A 17,675-nucleotide genomic window follows, 5' to 3' on the forward strand; every position below is an offset into this window, starting at 1 on the left:
GGGAACCACACAACTTTTAGCGGCAGTTATCACAGCCCAATCTATAACCACTTCAACCACCAAAGGCATCTCGAAAGCAGGCAATCCATCAACCAAAACGCGCAACTGCTCTCACGGAGTGGTTCAATTTCTGTGCCGCATGATGATTGACTTGATGTGCCTTTTGGGGCGTGCTCAAGTTTGTCTGACAACACCGCTTCACCTAAAGATTGTCGGCCAAGAGAATTTCAATTCTGATTTTCTCTTGTGATGCGAGGGTTGTTCGGTTTTCGCAGTTCGCACGCAGGATGCGTACCGCGCTCCGTACCAGATGTCCCGGATCCTGCGTAACCACAGCATCCAATGTACCGTTCATTAAGGCGTTTACTGTCGACGGGGTCCGTTCGTGTGCAATCTGAAGATGCCCTTTTCCCCGTCCATATATCTGAGCAGCTTCGAGCACTTCTCTGGCTTCTGAGCCCATGATGTATAGGCCGACGAGATCGGAATGCGCGGTGAAAATTGTTTCGATAACATTATGAATGCGGGCTGGATCACTGTGCGTTTCTAATGAAGGAAGAACTTTGAACGACGCGTAATCTCGGTTGATCACAGCATCAAAGCCCAGGCGACGCTCTAGGCTATCACGCGACTGCATGGTGTCAGTGACAACAGCGATTGCTCCGCTTTTTCCCGATAAAAAGCGCCCCATTAGACGACCAGCCGTCGCACCGGCTGCTCGGTTATCAATGCCAACAAAGTCCCCTTTTTCTTCGTTATTCTGGTTCGATATGAATGGAATCGTTTGAATTTTACGCTCTCGCATGCGTCGTATAGCATCGCGAATTTGGGGGAATTCAGGGGCCATAACTGCAACACCGTCGTAGTCTTCAGGTTTTAACCGAGACAGGGACCTAGCCGTTTTATGCGGATCTTTTTCATCCACCCGAAGCACCTTAACCTCGATCATTTCCGCTCGGAAGGCTTCGTTGATTTCTGTTATTCGGTCCACAATTTCTTTGAGGAATTCATCACCGTCTTTTGGTAATACGAAACCAAACCTGTATCCGCGTTTTCTGGCAAGTGTCGCGGCCAACTGGTTTCGCTCAAACCCTATACGCTTGATCGCTTCGTTGACGGCGTCGATGGTCTTTTTTCTAACACCCGACCTCGCATTCAATACTCGATCAACCGTTGCAAGGCTGACACCCGCTTCAGCGGCAAGATCTTTGGTTGTTGGTCGCATGAAGAACTTGCTCCGTATTTCAGTATTCTTTGCAGATATACGCGTGGTGTTACCCTATAATCAAGCTTTTTGAGGTGCGGACCTCAAAAATGTCTTTACTTGAGGTGCGCACCTCATTATGGATTGTGGACGTTGAGTCGTGACGAGGGGGTTGCGACCACACTAATGGGAGGAAATTCAAAAATGAGAAAGCAATTCACCACTACGGCTGTATCCGCAATCATCGCTGGTACAATGTCGTCAGCAGCGTTTGCCGAGGATCTGACCCTTTGTTGGGCTGCATGGGATCCAGCAAACTCTTTGATCGAGCTTAGTAAAGATTTTGAGAAGGCTTCCGGCCACGAAATGAATTTTGAATTTGTGCCTTGGCCAAATTTCGCTGACCGCATGCTCAATGAGCTGAACTCTGGCGGAAAGCTTTGCGATCTCATGATCGGAGACAGCCAATGGATCGGCGGCGGTGCCGAGAACGGGCACTACATCAAGCTGAACGACTTTTTTGATGCAAACGGCATCACGATGGATGATTTTATTCCCGCAACCGTGACGGGCTACTCTGAGTGGCCAAAAGGCACGCCAAACTATTACGCTCTGCCAGCATTTGGTGACGTTGTTGGGTGGTCCTACCGCAAAGATTGGTTTGAACGTCCAGAGCTTCAGGCCGAATTTATGGAGAAATATGGCTACAAGCTTGACGCTCCAGCCACTCTTGAGCAGTTAAAAGATATTGCTGAATTTTTTCAGGGGCGCGATATTGACGGCACCACAGTTTATGGAGCCGCGCTTTACACAGAACGTGGGTCTGAAGGCATCACAATGGGTGCGACTAACGCGCTTTACAATTATGGTTTCCAATACGAGAATCCAGAGTCCCCTTATGAGCTTGAAGGTTTTGTGAACTCTGCAGGTGCCGTTGAAGGGCTGGAATTCTACAAAGAGCTATACGACGTGGGAACACCTCCAGGCGCCTCAAACTGGTATATGGGTGAAAACATTGATGCTTATCGTTCGGGTCAGGTTGCAATGTCTATGGGTTTTGCCTTCGTTTGGCCCGGTGTAGAAGCTGATCCCAATGTTGGTGGCGGCCGGTCCGGTTATTTCCCGAATCCAGCTGGTCCCGCAGGTCAATTCGCTCAGCTGGGCGGCCAAGGGATTTCGGTTGTAGCGTATTCTGATAGGCAAGACGCAGCCCTTGAGTACATTCAATGGTTCGCCCAGCCTGAAGTTCAGGCGAAATGGTGGGAGCTCGGTGGCTACTCTGCTTTGAAGGCAGTTGTTGAAGATCCAGGTTTTGCGGATAGTCAGCCCTACGCGCAGACGTTCCTAGACTCGATGGCTATCGTGAAGGACTTCTGGGCTGAACCAGCATATGCTGAATTGTTGCTGGCTATGCAGGCGCGCTTGCACAACTACGTCATCGCTGGCGAAGGTTCAGCACAAGAAGCACTTGATGGTCTTGTCAAAGACTGGACCGAAACCTTCGAAGACGAAGGTAAGCTCTAGGTTAACTCCCTGTCGGGCCTTCTGGCCTGACGCTTCCCTAGCCATAGATCCGTCTTTGGGCCATTGACAGGTCCTTGGCTAGGGAAACATTACTTAAAACCACACATCGGCGGTAGAACTGAATGAAACGGCTCTGAAAGCCGCGATGAAGGATGATATTCAAATGACACACTCACCGATCGAAAGAGCGGCACAGGTCACGCCTGATACGGTTGCGAGAAAGATAAGAGGCTTATCTGATCGCACTATTGCCTGGATTTTTGTCGCTCCCACAATCTTCCTCCTTCTAGCGGTCAATATTTTCCCGCTCATTTGGACGATCCGTCTCAGCTTCACAAACTTTCGCGTGAACCGTCCTAACAATGACGTTGAATGGGTCGGGTTGCGCAATTACCAGCGCATTCTCAGTGACAGCGACATCTGGAACACGATGCAAGCTACGGCCCACTTCTTGCTTTGGACAATCGCTCTACAGGTCCTGATTGGCTTCTTCTTAGCCTTCTTGATCAACAAAAAGTTCAGGGGCAACGATATGTGGACGACGATCATTGTTTTTCCCATGATGTTGTCACCCGCTGTCGTCGGTAACTTCTGGACGTTTTTATACCAACCTCAAATTGGACTGTTCAACTATGTTGTCACTTTCTTCACTGGTGGTGACCCCGCGAGTTTCTCAATGATCGGAGACGTGCATCTTGCCCCTTGGTCTATCATCATAGCGGATACTTGGATGTGGACGCCTTTTGTTATGCTGATTTGTTTGGCCGGACTGCGATCCATCCCAGATAGCATCTATGAGGCGGCTGAATGTGATCGCGCCAGCAAATGGCGCCAGTTCTGGACGATCACCATTCCAATGGTGCTGCCGTTCCTCATGTTGGCCGTCTTGTTCCGAGGGATCGAAAACTTCAAAATGTTCGACCTTGTGGTGCAGCTCACAGGCGGTGGTCCAGGTAATGTCACGACGCTGACGTCCATCGACCTCAAACGAGAGGCCTTTGAAAAATGGCGCACCGGCTATTCCTCGGCTTATGCCGTCATCCTGTTTGTCACCGTGTTCGGCCTCGCTTCGATCTACGTGAAAGCGCTCAATAAGGTAAAAGACAGATGAGTTTTTCTGTAACAGAACCGTCCTCGAGGACGAAATGGTTCGCGGGCGCATTGGTCGTTGGCTATGCCATTATCACTCTCATGCCGCTGCTTTGGATCATTGCAACAGGCTTTAAGTCACCGGCGGATTCAATTTCTTATCCACCAAAGGTTTTCTTTGAACCAACGCTGGAAGGGTATGTGAATTTATTCACCGAACGTACGCGTGCTACGGCAGGTATGTTGGAAGAGGCCGGTGAACCGAAAAACTGGTACGAGCAAATTGCGCGTGATCGGGGGGCAGTAATCTCTGGACCGTCGCGTTATGGACAGCGGTTTATGAATTCGGTCATTATTGGGTTTGGGTCTACCGCCCTATGTATGATCCTCGGAACGGCTGCAGCCTATGCATTCAGCCGCTTTAGGGTCCCGTTCAAGGATGATTTGCTGTTCTTCATCCTATCAACACGGATGATGCCGCCAATCGCCGTCGCTATTCCGATCTTTCTGATGTTCCGTAATCTTGGCTTAAATGACACGCACCTTGGAATGATCCTGCTCTATACGGCAGTGAACCTGTCGCTCTCTGTTTGGCTTCTCAAGGGGTTTATCGATGAGATTCCGATCGAATATGAGGAAGCTGCGCTGATTGACGGATACACTCGGTTTCAAGCTTTTTACAAAGTGGTTCTTCCACAAGCGGCAACGGGCATTGCATCGACAGCGATCTTTTGCCTGATCTTCGCATGGAACGAATACGCTTTTGCGGTCTTGTTAACGTCCGGTACCGCCCAAACGGCACCGCCCTTTATCCCAACTATTATCGGGGTGAGTGGTAAAGACTGGCCTGCTGTCGCCGCTGGCGCCACCGTGTTCCTGATCCCCGTGATGATTTTCACAATCCTTCTGCGTAAGCACTTGTTGCGTGGCATTACATTCGGAGCAGTTCGCAAATGAGCAACTTCATCAAAGGACTTATGGGGTTCCGTCGGGGACCTTGGGAGATGCTCGCATCTATCTTAATCGCGGTAGGGGTCGTGATGTTGATGCAGCCGGTTTACCTCTGGCTCTTCACGTACTCCTTCATTGTCACGCTTATCGGCACGGTGATGTTCATCGTCGTCAGTCATTTTCCGGAGTAACCCATGGCACAAATACGTATTGAACACGTGCGCAAAGACTTCGGGTCGTTTAACGCCGTGAAATCCTCAACCTTCACCATCGAAGACGGTGAGTTCTTCATGCTGCTTGGCCCGTCTGGTTGCGGCAAGACGACAACGCTCCGTATGATGGCTGGTCTTGAACTTCCTACATCTGGCGAGATCTATATCGACGGTGAAGAGGTGGGCATGAAACCCGCCAGCCAACGAGATATCGCCTTTGTGTTCCAGATGTTTGCTTTGTATCCGCACATGAATGTCGGCAAGAACATAAGCTACCCGCTGTTATCGCAAGGCATGCCAAAAGCGGCCGTTAAAAAGAAAGTTGGAGAGGTCGCAGAAATCCTCGGCATTACCGACATCCTAAAGCGTCCGGTGGGCGGCTTGTCTGGCGGAGACCGTCAGCGGGTTGCTCTTGGACGGGCGATTGTTCGCGATCCAAAAGCATTCTTCATGGACGAGCCTCTGGGCGCTCTGGACGCTGAGTTTCGGGAACATATGTCAGAGGAGTTGCGCGCGCTGCATGATCGCATGAATGCGACGACTGTGTATGTGACCCACGACCAATTGGAAGCCATGCAAATGGGTGATAAAATCGTTGTTATGAATCACGGAGTCGTGGAACAATTTGGCGTGCCCCAGCAAATCTACGATTGGCCCGCTACCAAATTTGTCGCGCAATTCCTCGGATCACCGTCAATGAATTTTCTCGATTTTAGCGGTATGGTTGGCTCAAATGCCAATCAAGTCTCTCTGGGCGACACACTATTTCAAATACCCAAGCAAATTGATGGTGCCGTGGGGAACCTGACACTGGGCGTGCGTCCAGAGCATGTAAAATTGAATGACAACGCTGAGTACAGAGGCCGCGTTGTGGCCACCGAATATTTGGGGACCACACAAATTGTGAGTCTCGCTACAGCCAATGGTATGGTGAAAGCGCGTGTTGCCAGCACTGAAAAAATCTCAGTTGGTCAAACCACCGGCCTGAATTTTGATGCGCGCACAATCACAATTTTTGATGCTGAAACAGGCCGTGCCCTCAAATCACAGGCAAATGAAAAGGTGCTGAATCATGGCTGAAGTTCAACTCACGAATGTATCAAAGAGTTTCGGGGATGATGTCGCATTAGACAACGTCGATATGACGGTTCCAGATGGATCGTTCGTCGTTTTACTGGGGCCAACGGGTGCAGGAAAAACGACGACACTTCGTATGGTTTCAGGGCTTGATGCGCCAGACAGTGGATTCATCAGTATTGGAGGCCATTCGATGACTGGCTTGACGCCCGCGCAACGCGATGTGGCAATGGTCTTTCAACAATACTCGTTGTATCCTCATCTTACCGTCAAACAGAACTTGGCGTTTCCTCTGAAGTCGCCTCTCATGAACCTCACGGCCGAGGAGATTGACCGCAAGGTCGGAGAAGTGGCGGAAGTTTTGCAGATTTCTCACAAGCTAGACAACAAAGCAACGGCCTTGTCCGGCGGAGAGATGCAGCGGGTTTCGATTGGCCGCGCTCTTGTCCGAAATCCTTCGGTCTACTTGATGGATGAACCACTCAGTTCGTTGGATGCAAAGTTAAGGTCAGATTTACGTATTGAGTTGAAGAGCATTCAGGCAAATTCTGGAGCGACTTTTTTATATGTGACACATGACCAAATCGAAGCGATGACCATGGCCACCCATGTTGGCGTATTGGATGCGGGAAAGTTGGTGCAGTTCGGATCACCAAGAGAAATTTACGAGAACCCAGTGAGCGTATATGCGGCCAGTCGTTTGGGCCAGCCTCGGATCAATGTGTTGCCAGCCGATGTCTTCGGTGGCGCTCCGGAAAATGCAGTGACGATTGGCTTGCGCCCAGAGCAGATCACGCAAGGCGATGGCGAAGAAAGCTTCGTTCAGCGGGTTGAACACTTAGGTGATCAGACGCGATTGCATCTGGCATTCAAGAACCACGCGCTGATCACGGTAACCGATGCTCACACAGACTTAAAGAATGGCGATATTGTAAAAATTAGCCCTAACAAACCATTTTACTTCGACGCCAATGGCGCTCGGGTTGCTTGAGGGAGAAAACCATGGCTCAATTTATCAACCAAAGGGAAAACGCGGTCACGGATGCGATCGACGGTGTGATCCGGAGTTCTGGCGGTGCTTTAGCACGGTTGGATGGGTATCCACATATTCGGGTTGTTATTCGGAACGACTGGGGAAAATCAAAGGTCGCATTGGTTTCGGGGGGCGGCTCAGGGCATGAACCAGCGCATGCAGGATTTGTAGGACGGGGGATGCTTACGGCGGCGGTCTGTGGCGACGTTTTTGCATCACCCTCAGTTGATGCTGTGCTCGCAGGAATACTCGCCGTGACGGGCCCCGCGGGCTGTCTACTTATTGTCAAAAACTACACTGGTGATCGCTTAAACTTCGGATTAGCAGCAGAAAGAGCCCGCGCATTTGGCCTCAAAGTGAATATGGTCATCGTCGATGATGATATTGCACTACCGGATTTGGCGCAGCCCCGTGGTGTGGCAGGGACGCTGTTTGTCCACAAAATTGCTGGTGCGTTGGCCGAATCAGGTCAGCCTTTGGAGATTATAACTAAAGCGGCCGAACGCGTGGTTGCAGGCACTAAATCGCTCGGAATGTCGTTAGACACATGCACTGTTCCAGGCTCCCCAAAAGAAGATCGAATTCCATTGGGTAAGGTTGAATTGGGTCTGGGTATCCACGGAGAAGCGGGTGTTGAACAAATTTCATACGTTGATGCTAAGCAATCCGTTGCCGCAATTATCGAAAAGTTAGCACCCCTTTTGGAGAACAAACCCCATGTGGTTTTGCTTAACAATCTAGGTGGTTCTTCTGTTCTTGAGATGTCGGTTCTGGCAAATGAATTAGCGAATTGCTCAATTTCCAAAAAACTGAAGTTTATCGTGGGCCCGGCGTCAATGATGACTTCTCTAGACATGCGCGGGTTCTCGGTTTCCGTCTATCCGGTTAGTCCTGAGGAGGAAGAATTGTTGAAGGCTCCTTGCACCCCTGCCGCGTGGCCCGGATGTATGGAATTGAAGCAAATTCCTTTGATCGAATTGCCGGATGGTCTAACGCCGATCCAACCGGTTCCCTCCAAGCACGATGAAACAGCCGAATTTTTAACAAAGTGTTGTGAGACACTGATTTCAGCCGAGGCCGATCTGAACGCACTGGATGCAAAATCTGGAGATGGCGACACAGGGTCCACACTTTCGGGAGCCGCTCGCGCACTCATTGGAGCTCTAGATCGTCTGCCACTTGCCGATCACACACAGCTTTATCGGGCAATCGGACAAGAACTCAGTCAAACGATGGGCGGCTCGTCGGGAGTGCTACTCGCAATTTTCTTTACAGCGGCGGGCGATGCCGTTTCGAGCGGATTGCCCATGGTTGAGGCTTTGAAAGAGGGACTTAAACGGATGCAGCATATCGGGGGGGCACAAGTGGGTGACCGGACAATGGTCGATGCGCTTAAGCCAGCTTTGGACGCGCTTTCAGTCGGTATTGCACCAGCGGCTGAAGCCGCCCGCAAAGGGGCAATTCACACATCGACGATTGTGAAAGCAAAGGCAGGACGCGCGGCTTACATTAATGCCGAACAGCTACAAGGTCATATAGATCCCGGCGCAGAAGCTGTGGCGCGACTGTTTGAGCATTTGAACGCCCCCTAGTCTCTAACAGGCGGTGTCAGAGGAAACTGGCTTGAGAAGGGCAGGGCTACCAATTAGCGTTGTGTCATGAAAAAAAACGCTCTCCTTTTCGCTATTTCAAAACGAGCCCTGAGATTATCCGTCTTGCGGTGATGTTGTACGTCAGATTTCCACTCTCACTTCGAAACGTGGAAGATTTACTCCACGAACGAGGGATCGATGTGAGCCACGAAACAGTTCGGTTTTGGTGGAACCGTTTCGGTCCCATGTTCGCTACAGAAATCCGCTGTCGGCGGGTCCAACAACTACGCTCTTATTCAAACTGGCAATGGCACTTGGACGAAGTTTTGGTCAAGATTAACGGTGAGCGACATTATCTTTGGCGGGCTGTCGACCACGAAGGTGAGGTGTTGGAAAGTTATGTGAGCAAACGTCGAGATAGGGCTGCGGTCCTTAAATTCATGAAGAAAGTGATGAAACGGTACGGCCAACCGAAAGTCATCGTCATTGACAAGTTACGTTCCTATGGTGCCGCGATGAAGGTCATCGGAAATGCCAGTAGACAGGAAACGGGGCGTTGGAAGAATAACCGAGCCAAGAATTCACACCTACCTTTTCGACGACGAGAACGTGCCATGCACCGCTTTCGTCGTATGCGAAGTTTGCAGAAATTCGTAGCCGTACATGCTTCCGTTTGTAACAACTTCAATCAGGGTCGCAGCCTTTCCCAAAGAGACCATTTCAAGCTTGCGCGCGCCGCCGCTCTCGCCGAGTGGCGGGGACTTTGTGCGGCATAAAAGGGCAGCAGTACTGGCCCCGCTGAGACGTGTTCGAATTTGTCTTTAACCATCGTCCCCAGTTGGGGGGAGGATTTTAGCCGTAGGAAGCGAGGGCGACCTGCCGGTGGGGTATTTGGAGTTCTGCGTTTTCACGAGCAACAGTACGATTTCAGTAAAGGCCTCACTCTATGGCTTACTCAAGGGCCCTCTCAGATCGTGACCCGTGTGATCGAACTACCTCCGTTGCCAAAACAAATCTCCGTAAGGGTTGACGAATTTTGGATCTTTATCGATCTGATATACATTACACGCCCAGATTTTCGGCAACCGCTGTCAATTTTCGAGCAACGGCGTCGGCCCAAGGTTTCGACTGCCTGCCTCACTAGCAAACCGCCTAAGTTTGCGCCGCACGCACCTATGCTATTGCTGCATAGCAGCATGTTGTAATGAGTTATTGTGCATGCGCAGCATTTCACTACCTTCCAATTGAACGGTGACGATAGCGCTACCAACAGCGCACCAAACGCACCACTGAGTACAGGAGCATGAGAGATGACCCATACAGCAGACCTTTTTCATTCCGGAATTCGGCTTCGCGACTGGCTTGAAGCCAGCAGAAAAGCAGCAGCAGTGCGCCGTGCGCAGCACAGTGTGTACGTTCGGACACTGCGCGAACTTCAATGCTCGTCCGACCGCGAGCTTGCCGACATCGGCATCTCTCGGCTGTCGATCAAGGAAATTGCATACGAGGCCGCATACGGCCATACGCGTTCGCGGGCGGTAAACCGGCAGTCATAGGCGTGTCTCACTTGGGTAATTCCAAGCTGGCACTCTAAAACCGAAAAAGGACTAACCCAATGAAAAACAACGTGAGCACCGCAGGCATTCCGAACTTCTGGCCGCAACTGCGACACGCTGCAGGCGGTTTCGCTTCGTTCTTCGCAGGTTGCGCATCCACAGTATACTATGGCCTGGCGAGGTTCGTGGCCAATCTACAGATTGGAAGAATGGAATCCGTCCTCCGCGCAATGTCAGACGAAGAACTGGCGCAAATTGGGATCACACGAAGCGATATTAAGCGTCATGCGAAATTCCTGGCCACATACGAATACGACGGACTTTAAACAATGGATTGCGCGGCACTGTCAGAAGAAAACCGGTTGAGGCGGGCAGGGTGAACGCCTAGCGTCGCAGGATGACAAAACGCGACCCATTCAAGTACTTCAAGACGAGCCCGCAGATCATCCGCCTGGCAGTGATGCTTTACGTTCGGTACCCTCTGTCACTCCGGAATGTGGAGGATTTGTTGCATGAGCGCGGGATCGAAATTAGCCATGAGACTGTGCGGTTTTGGTGGAACCGGTTCGGCCCGTTGTTCGCGGCTGAGATCCGAAGAAAACGGGTTCAGCACCTTCGAGCTCATTCGAATTGGCAATGGCATTTGGACGAAGTGTTCGTAAAAATCAACGGTGAAACCCACTATCTCTGGAGGGCCGTGGATCACGAGGGCGAGGTGCTTGAAAGTTATGTCACCAAGCGCCGGGATCGCAAAGCGGCGTTGAAATTCCTCAGAAAAACAATGAAGCGCTTTGGTCCACCACATGTCATCGTGACTGATCTACTGCGGTCTTACGGCGCCGCGATGAAGGTCATCGGCAACGCTCATCGACAAGAAACTGACCGCTGGCTGAACAATCGGGCCGAGAATTCACACCAACCTTTTCGACGACGAGAACGGGCAATGTTGCGCTTCCGACGAACGCGAACCTTGCAGAAATTCGTCGCCATTCATTCGTCGGTGTTGCCAGACAAACTTGACGCCCCAACTGTTGATCCTTAATTTTGGTGAATGACAACACAAAACCCATTCAAGTATTTCAAAACGAGTCCTGAAATCATCCGTCTCGCTGTGATGTATTATATCCGCTACCCGCTCAGTTTTCGCCAGGTTGAAGATATCCTGCATGAGAGCGGGATTGATATTTGCAACGAAACAGTGCGGTTTTGGGTCAACAGATTTGGTGCAAAATTTGCTAAGGAGATCCGGCAGAAGAGGGTGGGGCACCACTCAAATTGGCAATGGCACTTGGACGAGGTTTTTGTGAAAATAGATGGTGAGATATTTTACCTTTGGCGTGCCGTTGATCATGAAGGTGAGGTTCTTGAATGCTTAGTTACAAAGCGGCGCAACAAGGCTGCGGCGAAGAAATTTATCATAAAGACGATGAAAAAGCATGGTGTGCCTAAGATTATCACAACGGATAAAATACCGTCCTATGGAGCAGCCTTTCGTGAGATTGGCGTTGCCGATAAACAATTATGCGGCGGCCGATCCAACAACAGATGCGAGAATTCGCACTTACCATTTCGACGTAGAGAACGAGCGATGCAGCGTTTCAAGACGGTTGCGACACTTCAGAAATTTGTCAGTTATCACAGCGAAATCTATAACCACTTCAACCACCAAAGGCATCTAGAAAGCAGGCAATCCTTCAAACGAAAACGTGCAACTGCTCTCACCGAGTGGTTCAATTTCTGTGCCGCATGATGATTGACTTGATGTGCCTTTTGCGGCGTGCTCAAGTTTGTTTGACAACACCCGAAAACGCACCAAAGACGGCAAAAGCAAAAGTGAGATCATCCGCTGCTTGAAACGCTACATCGTCCGAGAAATCTTCACGCATCTTTGCAGGCCAAAAATATTGGAACACCCGTGTTGACAAATATAGGAGCTTCATAACCACGCTCCGTCAACAGGAAAATTCCATCAAAAGATTATGTGGGGCTAGATGTGGGGCTGAATGGCGCGCGGATACATTTTTTGCAGCATTTTTAAATACTTATCGCCAGATTTTGGCGGAGAGACAGTCCGTCGAAAAGTTTTTCAGTTTTGTTAAATCTATATTTATTTCAATGCATTACATGTTTGCGGTGCAGGCTGCAATCTGCGATATGTGCACTAAATTGTGTACCAAATTGTGCACCATTATTTTGTACAGACTCTACGAAAAGGTGAAGTGCTACGCTGTAGGGGCCATTAGGCCGAGGCACTCCCGTCAGCCATGCCACAAAAGGTAAAGGGCTGCCTTACTGGCCCAGCTGAGACGAGTTCGAATTTGTCTGACTGCACCCGCGGGCTTTATACTTATAAGTAAAATTTACGTAAAATTTCGAAAAACTTGGGGGACCAATGGTCTGGACTTACTGAATGACCTTAATTTTCGGCGCACGAAGCGGGGTTTTTGCGTGCGATTTTCGTTAGGAGAAAACGTCATACAAGCTTGGCCGCGATGCGTCGAGTTGGAGCAGATCGAGGCTGGCGGCTATGCCGTCTATATGGTCCGAGATCAATTTATCCAGTAGGTCCAAATCGGAGGAGATCAGGGCGTCGAGAATCTCGGAATGCTCTTCGTGCGAGCAGCATTTCACTCCGGGTTTCTCGAAAAGTTGGATGATCAACGACTCCCGCGCGATGAGGTCGATCAAGTAGCGTTTCAGAACAGAATTCTCCGCGACGCCAGCAAGTAGAACATGGAACTCGCCCGAAAGGGCAATGAGGCGATCTTTGTCGCCCTTCTCTAGCGCCACTTTTTCGCGTTCTATATGAGTCCGAAGACGGGTGATGTCCTCGGGTTTTAGTCGCAAGGCAGCTTCGCGGGCGATTGTCGTCTCGATACAACGGCGCGCGATAAACATGTCGGTGGCTTCTTTGGTCGAGGGTTTTGCGACCGACGCGCCGCGATTGGGTTGATGATCAACAAGCCCGTCAAAGGCCAGTCGCGCGAAGATTTTGCGAACTGTGCCCCGCGTTGTCCCAAAAATGCGACAGAGTTCAACCTCCCGCAGCCTCTGACCGGGCAGAAGTTGGCGTGCGCTGATTGCGGCGCGAATCCGATCGTAAACTTCGCTTTCGTGATCGTTAAGCCGTGCCATACCTCGCCTGACGTTAATTCAAAGTGTTCAAATATTATGCAGCATTCAAGGTATTTGCAATGCTACTCGCTAAATAAAGAACCTAGGGGGAGTGTGCGTTACCTTTTTGATATATATGTTAAAAAATATGGATTGCTTCCGATTTTACCACTGGTGTGTAAATATTGTGCGCAAAAATAATTTGAATTGTTAACAAAAGTGTGGCTCAAGAAGGGCTTAAACGTGTTGCTGGACATTGATCTTTGCTGTGCGAATGCGTTTCACGTTGTTGTGCTCAACCAGACATGAAAAGGGTGAAAATGCAGTCCAATCCGCCCAATTCAACCGTTTTTGCGGGGCTGCGTTGATGCGCCTGTTGGTCGTAAATCCCAATACATCCGAAGAAGTGACGCAAGCCTATGTCGCCAAGGCGCGGCGTATTGCGCCGGCGGGCGTTGAAATCCAAGGCGTGACAGGCCGCTTCGGAGCGCGGATCGTAACAACCGAGGCCGAAAATCTAATCGCGGCGCATTCGGCTTTGGCGCTTATTGCCGAACATGCGCGGGGGTTTGACGGTGTGATCCTTGCCATTTCCTTTGATACCGCGAAGCTCGCTGCGTCCGAACTCTTGCCAATGCCTGTGGTTGGCATCACCGAGGCTGCACTGACCGAGGCTTCAGCGGACGGGCGCGCCTTCGGCGCCATTATCTTTGGCGCATCGAGTCGCCCTCTCTACTCACGCCTGATCGCTGGATATGGCATTTCACCCTTGGCTTGGGACTGTGTGGAATTCGACTCGGCTGCGGATTACTTTAACGCAAGCCGTCGGGATGACGTCATATTTGCTGCTGTTGATCGCCTTGCCCGTGCAGGCGCGGAGGCTGTGGTCATACTTGGCGCGGCGGTGGTCGGCGTGGCGGATCGCCTTGCGCCGCGTGCCACAATTCCACTTTTTGACGGTGCAGTGGCGGTGGCACTCTGTGTGTCACGTGTTGACGGGGGCGAGGCTGGCCCGCCGCGTCCTGTGCCCGTTGGCGAAACACTCGGCCTGAGCGCGCCACTCACAAATCTGATTGCTGGAAATTGGCAAAGAGAAGGAACCTCATGAGCGCGACTATTTTTCGAAACGTTCATCTGCTCGATTTGGATCGGGCGGATGGTATGACATCCATCACCGACGTTCTTATTCTCAACGGTTGTATTGCCAATGTGGGCGATGCATTGACGCCGCCTCAAGGCGCGACAATCATCGACGGTAAGGGCGATCTCCTTATGCCTGGTCTCATCAATGCGCATTTCCATTCGTCGGTAAATCATATGAAAGGGCGGCTTGCCAGCTTACCCCTTGAACTGTTCATGCTCTATGAAAGTCCGGCACTTGAAGCCCTGCGACCGACCCCGCGCGAGGCATACTTGCGCACAATGTTGGGTTGCATCGAGATGCTGCGCACAGGCACCACCGCCGTGCAGGATGACTGTTTTTTCGTTCCCGAACCCACGCCAGAAATTATCGATGCCATCTGCCAAGCCTACGCAGACAGCGGCATTCGCGCCAATATCGCGCTGGACGAACCGGAAATGTCCGAGGTTGAGAAACTGCCTTTTCTTGGCGACCTTGCCCCTCCTGAATGGCGGGAAATTTTGACGCGTCGTCCCAAAAACAGCGGGGGGGAACTGCTGTCGCTGTACCACCATCTCATAGACAATTGGCACGGTGCTGGAATGGGGCGGATCGGCGCGGCGGTGTCCTGCTCTGCGCCACAACGGGTGACGCCAGAATATTTCGCCGCACTAGATGATCTGAGCCGCAAGCATGACTTGCCCGTCTTTGCTCACATGCTTGAGACAAAGCTTCAGCGTGTGCTAGGCCATGAGAAGTTTGGCGGTCGCTCGCTGGTGCGCTACACTCACGATTTGGGGCTTCTGTCTGATCGGATGCAGGTCATCCATGCAATCTGGGTGGATGGCGAGGATCTCGATCTGATTGCGGCCGCTGGCGCCAATGTGGCCCATAATCCGAACAGCAACCTTAGGCTTGGATCGGGTTTAATGCCCCTGCGCGAGATACTTGATCGTGGCATTAGCGTTTCGTTGGGCGTGGATGAGGCGATCGCCGATGACGCGGTTAATATGTGGTCCGTGATGAAAACGGCTGGCATGATCCATACGCTGTCCGGTCATGATCCCGACCGATGGCCCAGCGCCCGTGATGTGCTGCAGGCTGCGACTGCGGGCGGGGGGCGCGCCATGCGGCGGCACGGGCTTGGGACGCTAGAAATCGGTGCGCCGGCGGACGTGATACTGGTTGACCTGTCTACCCTTGCTTTTCTTCCACTCAATGATCTGGTCCGGCAATTGGTGCATGTCGAACTGGGCAACTCGGTACGGCTGACGATGGTGGCTGGCGTTGTGGTTGCAGAGTCGGGACATGTGACCAGCGTAGACGAGAAAAGTCTTTTGGCCGAAGCGCGCGAAATGTTTCGCGGCAAAGCGGCAATACTGGAGCGTGCGGCAGTAGAGGTCGCGCCCTTGGTGCCACTTTACCGCGCCATGCACGACAAGGCGGTCGCCCGCGACGTCGGGATGACGCGTAATCTTTCTGGAGGTTTGGTATGACGCTACCGTGGCATTATTCCGCTTTGCCCACACGCAGGAGCGCGTCTTGGCCCAACGGTAAAAAACTTGCGCTTTGGGTCGCCGTGGGGGTTGAAAGCTATCGCCCCGACGACGGCCTGACCGAAGATATCCTGCCGCGCGGCGCACCACCTGACCTCGTAAATGCCGCTTGGCGCGACTACGGAAACCGCGCAGGGGCCTTTCGGCTTTTTGACCGGCTTGCGCGCTTTGGCATTCGGCCCACAGTTTTACTGAATTCGGACCTGTACGACGAAGCCCCCGCGGTTCTGGCCGCGGCCCGTTTGGTTGAGGCCGAGATCGTGGCGCACGGCCATTCTAATTCGGACAGTCTGGCTGGAATGACACCCGCCGAAGAAACCACCTATGTCACCGACGTGCGGGCGCGCATCGCGGCGGAGGAGGGCTCCCCACCTGGGGGGTGGTCAAGCCCTTGGCTCGCCCATTCGCCGACAACCCTCGACAGCCTTGCTGGGGCGGGTTACCAATATCTGCTCGACCTGAAGCTCGACGACCAACCCGTCTGGCTGAACACAGGGCAGGGGCGGTTGCTCTCTATTCCCTATGCCGCCGAACTCAACGACAGTACGACAATGATTGGCCGCCAGACCGACGCGCGAACCTTTGCGCGGATGATCCTTGATGAGGCCGAGGAGCTTCTGGATGGAGGGGGACAGCAGCCGGTGGTCATGAGCATCGTGTTACACAGTTTTGTTTCGGGCCAACCTTGGCGTCTGCGTGCGCTCTCTGAGGCTTTCGAGAAGTTACAGTCCCGCGCCGACGAAATCTGGTATACCACGCCCTCCGAGATACATGCGGCGGTGTTGGCCGATCCCAACTTAGCTGCGGAGTAAAGCATGCGTATCCTCTTTGCCAATCCAAACACCTCCACAGCGATGGCCACAATCATGGTGGACGAAGCCCGCCGCGTCGCCGCCCCGGGTACCGTTATTGATGTCTGCTCTGCGCCCTTTGGCTCGGCGTATATCTCGACGCGGGGCGAGGCTGCGGTGGCAGGGCACGCGTTGCTTTCGGCACTGGCCACGCATTACGATGGCCATGACGCGGTGATCGTCGGGGCCTTTATTGTGCCCGCCGTAACCGCCGCTGCAAAAGAAATGATGCCTGTTCCACTAATTGCGACGGGCGAGGCGGGGCTGGCGGCGGCCTCCCTGTTGGGACAGTCGCTATCCATATTGTCGATCGGTGCGCCGTCGCGACGGATGACCGAGGAACTGGTCGCCTCAACGGGACTTGGGCCTCGAGTCGTGTCGATCCGCGACCTCGGACTGTCGGGGACAGACCTCACGAATGATCAATCCGGCGCCGATTCCACCGCGTTGGCTTTGGCACGCGCAGCAGTTGAGGAAGACTTGGCCGACGTCATCCTGCTGGGCGCAGGGTCGTTGGAAGGGATGGCGCGGCGCATTCAGCCAAAACTGCCAGTGCCAGTGGTTTCTCCCGTTGGGGCGGCGGTCTGCATGGCCGAGATGGTCGTGCGTCTCGGCCTGCCGAAACCACGCGCGGGAACTTATGCCGCGCCGGATAGTATTGCCATGTCAGGTCTTGATCCCGCCCTTACGCGGCTTTTCCGAGGCGATTGATCCTTGCCCGCGACCTAGCACAACCAATCGGATGAAAACAAAGCCACGTGCGAAAACGGTGCAGTTGCCGTTTTCGCATTCTGCG

General features: G+C 52.4%; 19 protein-coding genes. 16 read left to right on the plus strand and 3 right to left on the minus strand.

What is annotated here, in order from left to right; genetic code table 11:
* Positions 1–202: 202 nt before the first annotated feature.
* The gene (locus AB9F26_RS19035) at positions 203–1,225 is read right to left on the minus strand and encodes a LacI family DNA-binding transcriptional regulator (protein ID WP_369757980.1); all 1,023 of its coding nucleotides are present in this window, start codon (positions 1,223–1,225) and stop codon (positions 203–205) included.
* 183 nt (positions 1,226–1,408) lie between these two features.
* Here AB9F26_RS19035 and AB9F26_RS19040 point away from each other — a divergent pair, with 183 nt between their 5' ends.
* From AB9F26_RS19040 to AB9F26_RS19095, 12 genes are all read left to right on the plus strand, one after another.
* On the plus strand, positions 1,409–2,728 hold the full coding sequence (locus AB9F26_RS19040; protein ID WP_369757979.1) for an ABC transporter substrate-binding protein: 1,320 nt from the start codon (positions 1,409–1,411) through the stop codon (positions 2,726–2,728).
* A gap of 163 nt (positions 2,729–2,891) precedes the next feature.
* Positions 2,892–3,839: a carbohydrate ABC transporter permease gene (locus AB9F26_RS19045; protein WP_369757978.1), complete on the plus strand. Its 948-nt coding sequence runs from the start codon at positions 2,892–2,894 to the stop codon at positions 3,837–3,839.
* Positions 3,836–4,774: a carbohydrate ABC transporter permease gene (locus AB9F26_RS19050; RefSeq protein ID WP_369768753.1), complete on the plus strand. Its 939-nt coding sequence runs from the start codon at positions 3,836–3,838 to the stop codon at positions 4,772–4,774. Before AB9F26_RS19045 ends, AB9F26_RS19050 begins: the two co-directional genes overlap by 4 nt.
* On the plus strand, positions 4,771–4,959 hold the full coding sequence (locus AB9F26_RS19055; protein WP_369756706.1) for a hypothetical protein: 189 nt from the start codon (positions 4,771–4,773) through the stop codon (positions 4,957–4,959). The genes AB9F26_RS19050 and AB9F26_RS19055 overlap by 4 nt, the downstream gene beginning before the upstream one ends.
* Positions 4,960–4,962: 3 nt before the next feature.
* Positions 4,963–6,060 (plus strand): ABC transporter ATP-binding protein, encoded by a 1,098-nt coding sequence (locus AB9F26_RS19060; protein ID WP_369768755.1) that lies wholly within the window; start codon positions 4,963–4,965, stop codon positions 6,058–6,060.
* Positions 6,053–7,048: an ABC transporter ATP-binding protein gene (locus AB9F26_RS19065; RefSeq protein ID WP_369756704.1), complete on the plus strand. Its 996-nt coding sequence runs from the start codon at positions 6,053–6,055 to the stop codon at positions 7,046–7,048. The genes AB9F26_RS19060 and AB9F26_RS19065 overlap by 8 nt, the downstream gene beginning before the upstream one ends.
* A gap of 11 nt (positions 7,049–7,059) precedes the next feature.
* Positions 7,060–8,682 (plus strand): dihydroxyacetone kinase subunit DhaK, encoded by a 1,623-nt coding sequence (locus AB9F26_RS19070; RefSeq protein ID WP_369768756.1) that lies wholly within the window; start codon positions 7,060–7,062, stop codon positions 8,680–8,682.
* 59 nt (positions 8,683–8,741) lie between these two features.
* A complete protein-coding gene (locus tag AB9F26_RS19075; protein WP_369757976.1) occupies positions 8,742–9,458 on the plus strand; it encodes an IS6 family transposase in 717 nt (238 codons plus the stop codon).
* Positions 9,459–9,992: 534 nt separating this feature from the next.
* Positions 9,993–10,238 carry a DUF1127 domain-containing protein gene (locus AB9F26_RS19080; protein ID WP_369756701.1) on the plus strand — a complete coding sequence of 82 codons (246 nt, stop codon included), beginning with the start codon at positions 9,993–9,995 and terminating at the stop codon, positions 10,236–10,238.
* A 59-nt stretch (positions 10,239–10,297) separates the two neighbouring features.
* Entirely contained in the window at positions 10,298–10,564 is a 267-nt protein-coding gene (locus AB9F26_RS19085; protein ID WP_369768758.1) for a DUF1127 domain-containing protein, read from the plus strand.
* A gap of 71 nt (positions 10,565–10,635) precedes the next feature.
* Positions 10,636–11,280 (plus strand): IS6 family transposase, encoded by a 645-nt coding sequence (locus AB9F26_RS19090; RefSeq protein WP_369768759.1) that lies wholly within the window; start codon positions 10,636–10,638, stop codon positions 11,278–11,280.
* 9 nt (positions 11,281–11,289) lie between these two features.
* Positions 11,290–11,988, plus strand: a complete 699-nt coding sequence (locus tag AB9F26_RS19095) for an IS6 family transposase (RefSeq protein ID WP_369768760.1) — start codon at positions 11,290–11,292, stop codon at positions 11,986–11,988.
* Positions 11,989–12,019: 31 nt separating this feature from the next.
* Here the strand turns inward: AB9F26_RS19095 and AB9F26_RS19100 are convergent, their stop codons facing one another.
* Positions 12,020–12,178, minus strand: coding sequence for a hypothetical protein (locus AB9F26_RS19100; RefSeq protein WP_335586453.1), 159 nt, complete (start codon positions 12,176–12,178; stop codon positions 12,020–12,022).
* A gap of 520 nt (positions 12,179–12,698) precedes the next feature.
* Entirely contained in the window at positions 12,699–13,373 is a 675-nt protein-coding gene (locus AB9F26_RS19105; protein WP_335586454.1) for a GntR family transcriptional regulator, read from the minus strand.
* 346 nt (positions 13,374–13,719) lie between these two features.
* Here AB9F26_RS19105 and AB9F26_RS19110 point away from each other — a divergent pair, with 346 nt between their 5' ends.
* Genes AB9F26_RS19110 through AB9F26_RS19125 form a run of 4 tightly spaced genes read left to right on the plus strand, consistent with a single transcriptional unit; the run spans position 13,720 to position 17,590 of the window.
* The gene (locus AB9F26_RS19110; RefSeq protein ID WP_335586455.1) at positions 13,720–14,460 is read left to right on the plus strand and encodes an aspartate/glutamate racemase family protein; all 741 of its coding nucleotides are present in this window, start codon (positions 13,720–13,722) and stop codon (positions 14,458–14,460) included.
* Positions 14,457–15,968 carry an amidohydrolase family protein gene (locus tag AB9F26_RS19115; protein WP_369768761.1) on the plus strand — a complete coding sequence of 504 codons (1,512 nt, stop codon included), beginning with the start codon at positions 14,457–14,459 and terminating at the stop codon, positions 15,966–15,968. Before AB9F26_RS19110 ends, AB9F26_RS19115 begins: the two co-directional genes overlap by 4 nt.
* Positions 15,965–16,840: a polysaccharide deacetylase family protein gene (locus AB9F26_RS19120; RefSeq protein WP_369768762.1), complete on the plus strand. Its 876-nt coding sequence runs from the start codon at positions 15,965–15,967 to the stop codon at positions 16,838–16,840. The genes AB9F26_RS19115 and AB9F26_RS19120 overlap by 4 nt, the downstream gene beginning before the upstream one ends.
* A 3-nt stretch (positions 16,841–16,843) precedes the next feature.
* Entirely contained in the window at positions 16,844–17,590 is a 747-nt protein-coding gene (locus AB9F26_RS19125; protein ID WP_369768763.1) for an aspartate/glutamate racemase family protein, read from the plus strand.
* The last annotated feature ends 85 nt before the right edge of the window (positions 17,591–17,675 follow it).

This window comes from Falsihalocynthiibacter sp. BN13B15 (assembly GCF_041205415.1).
Taxonomy (GTDB): Bacteria; Pseudomonadota; Alphaproteobacteria; order Rhodobacterales; family Rhodobacteraceae; genus Falsihalocynthiibacter; species Falsihalocynthiibacter arcticus.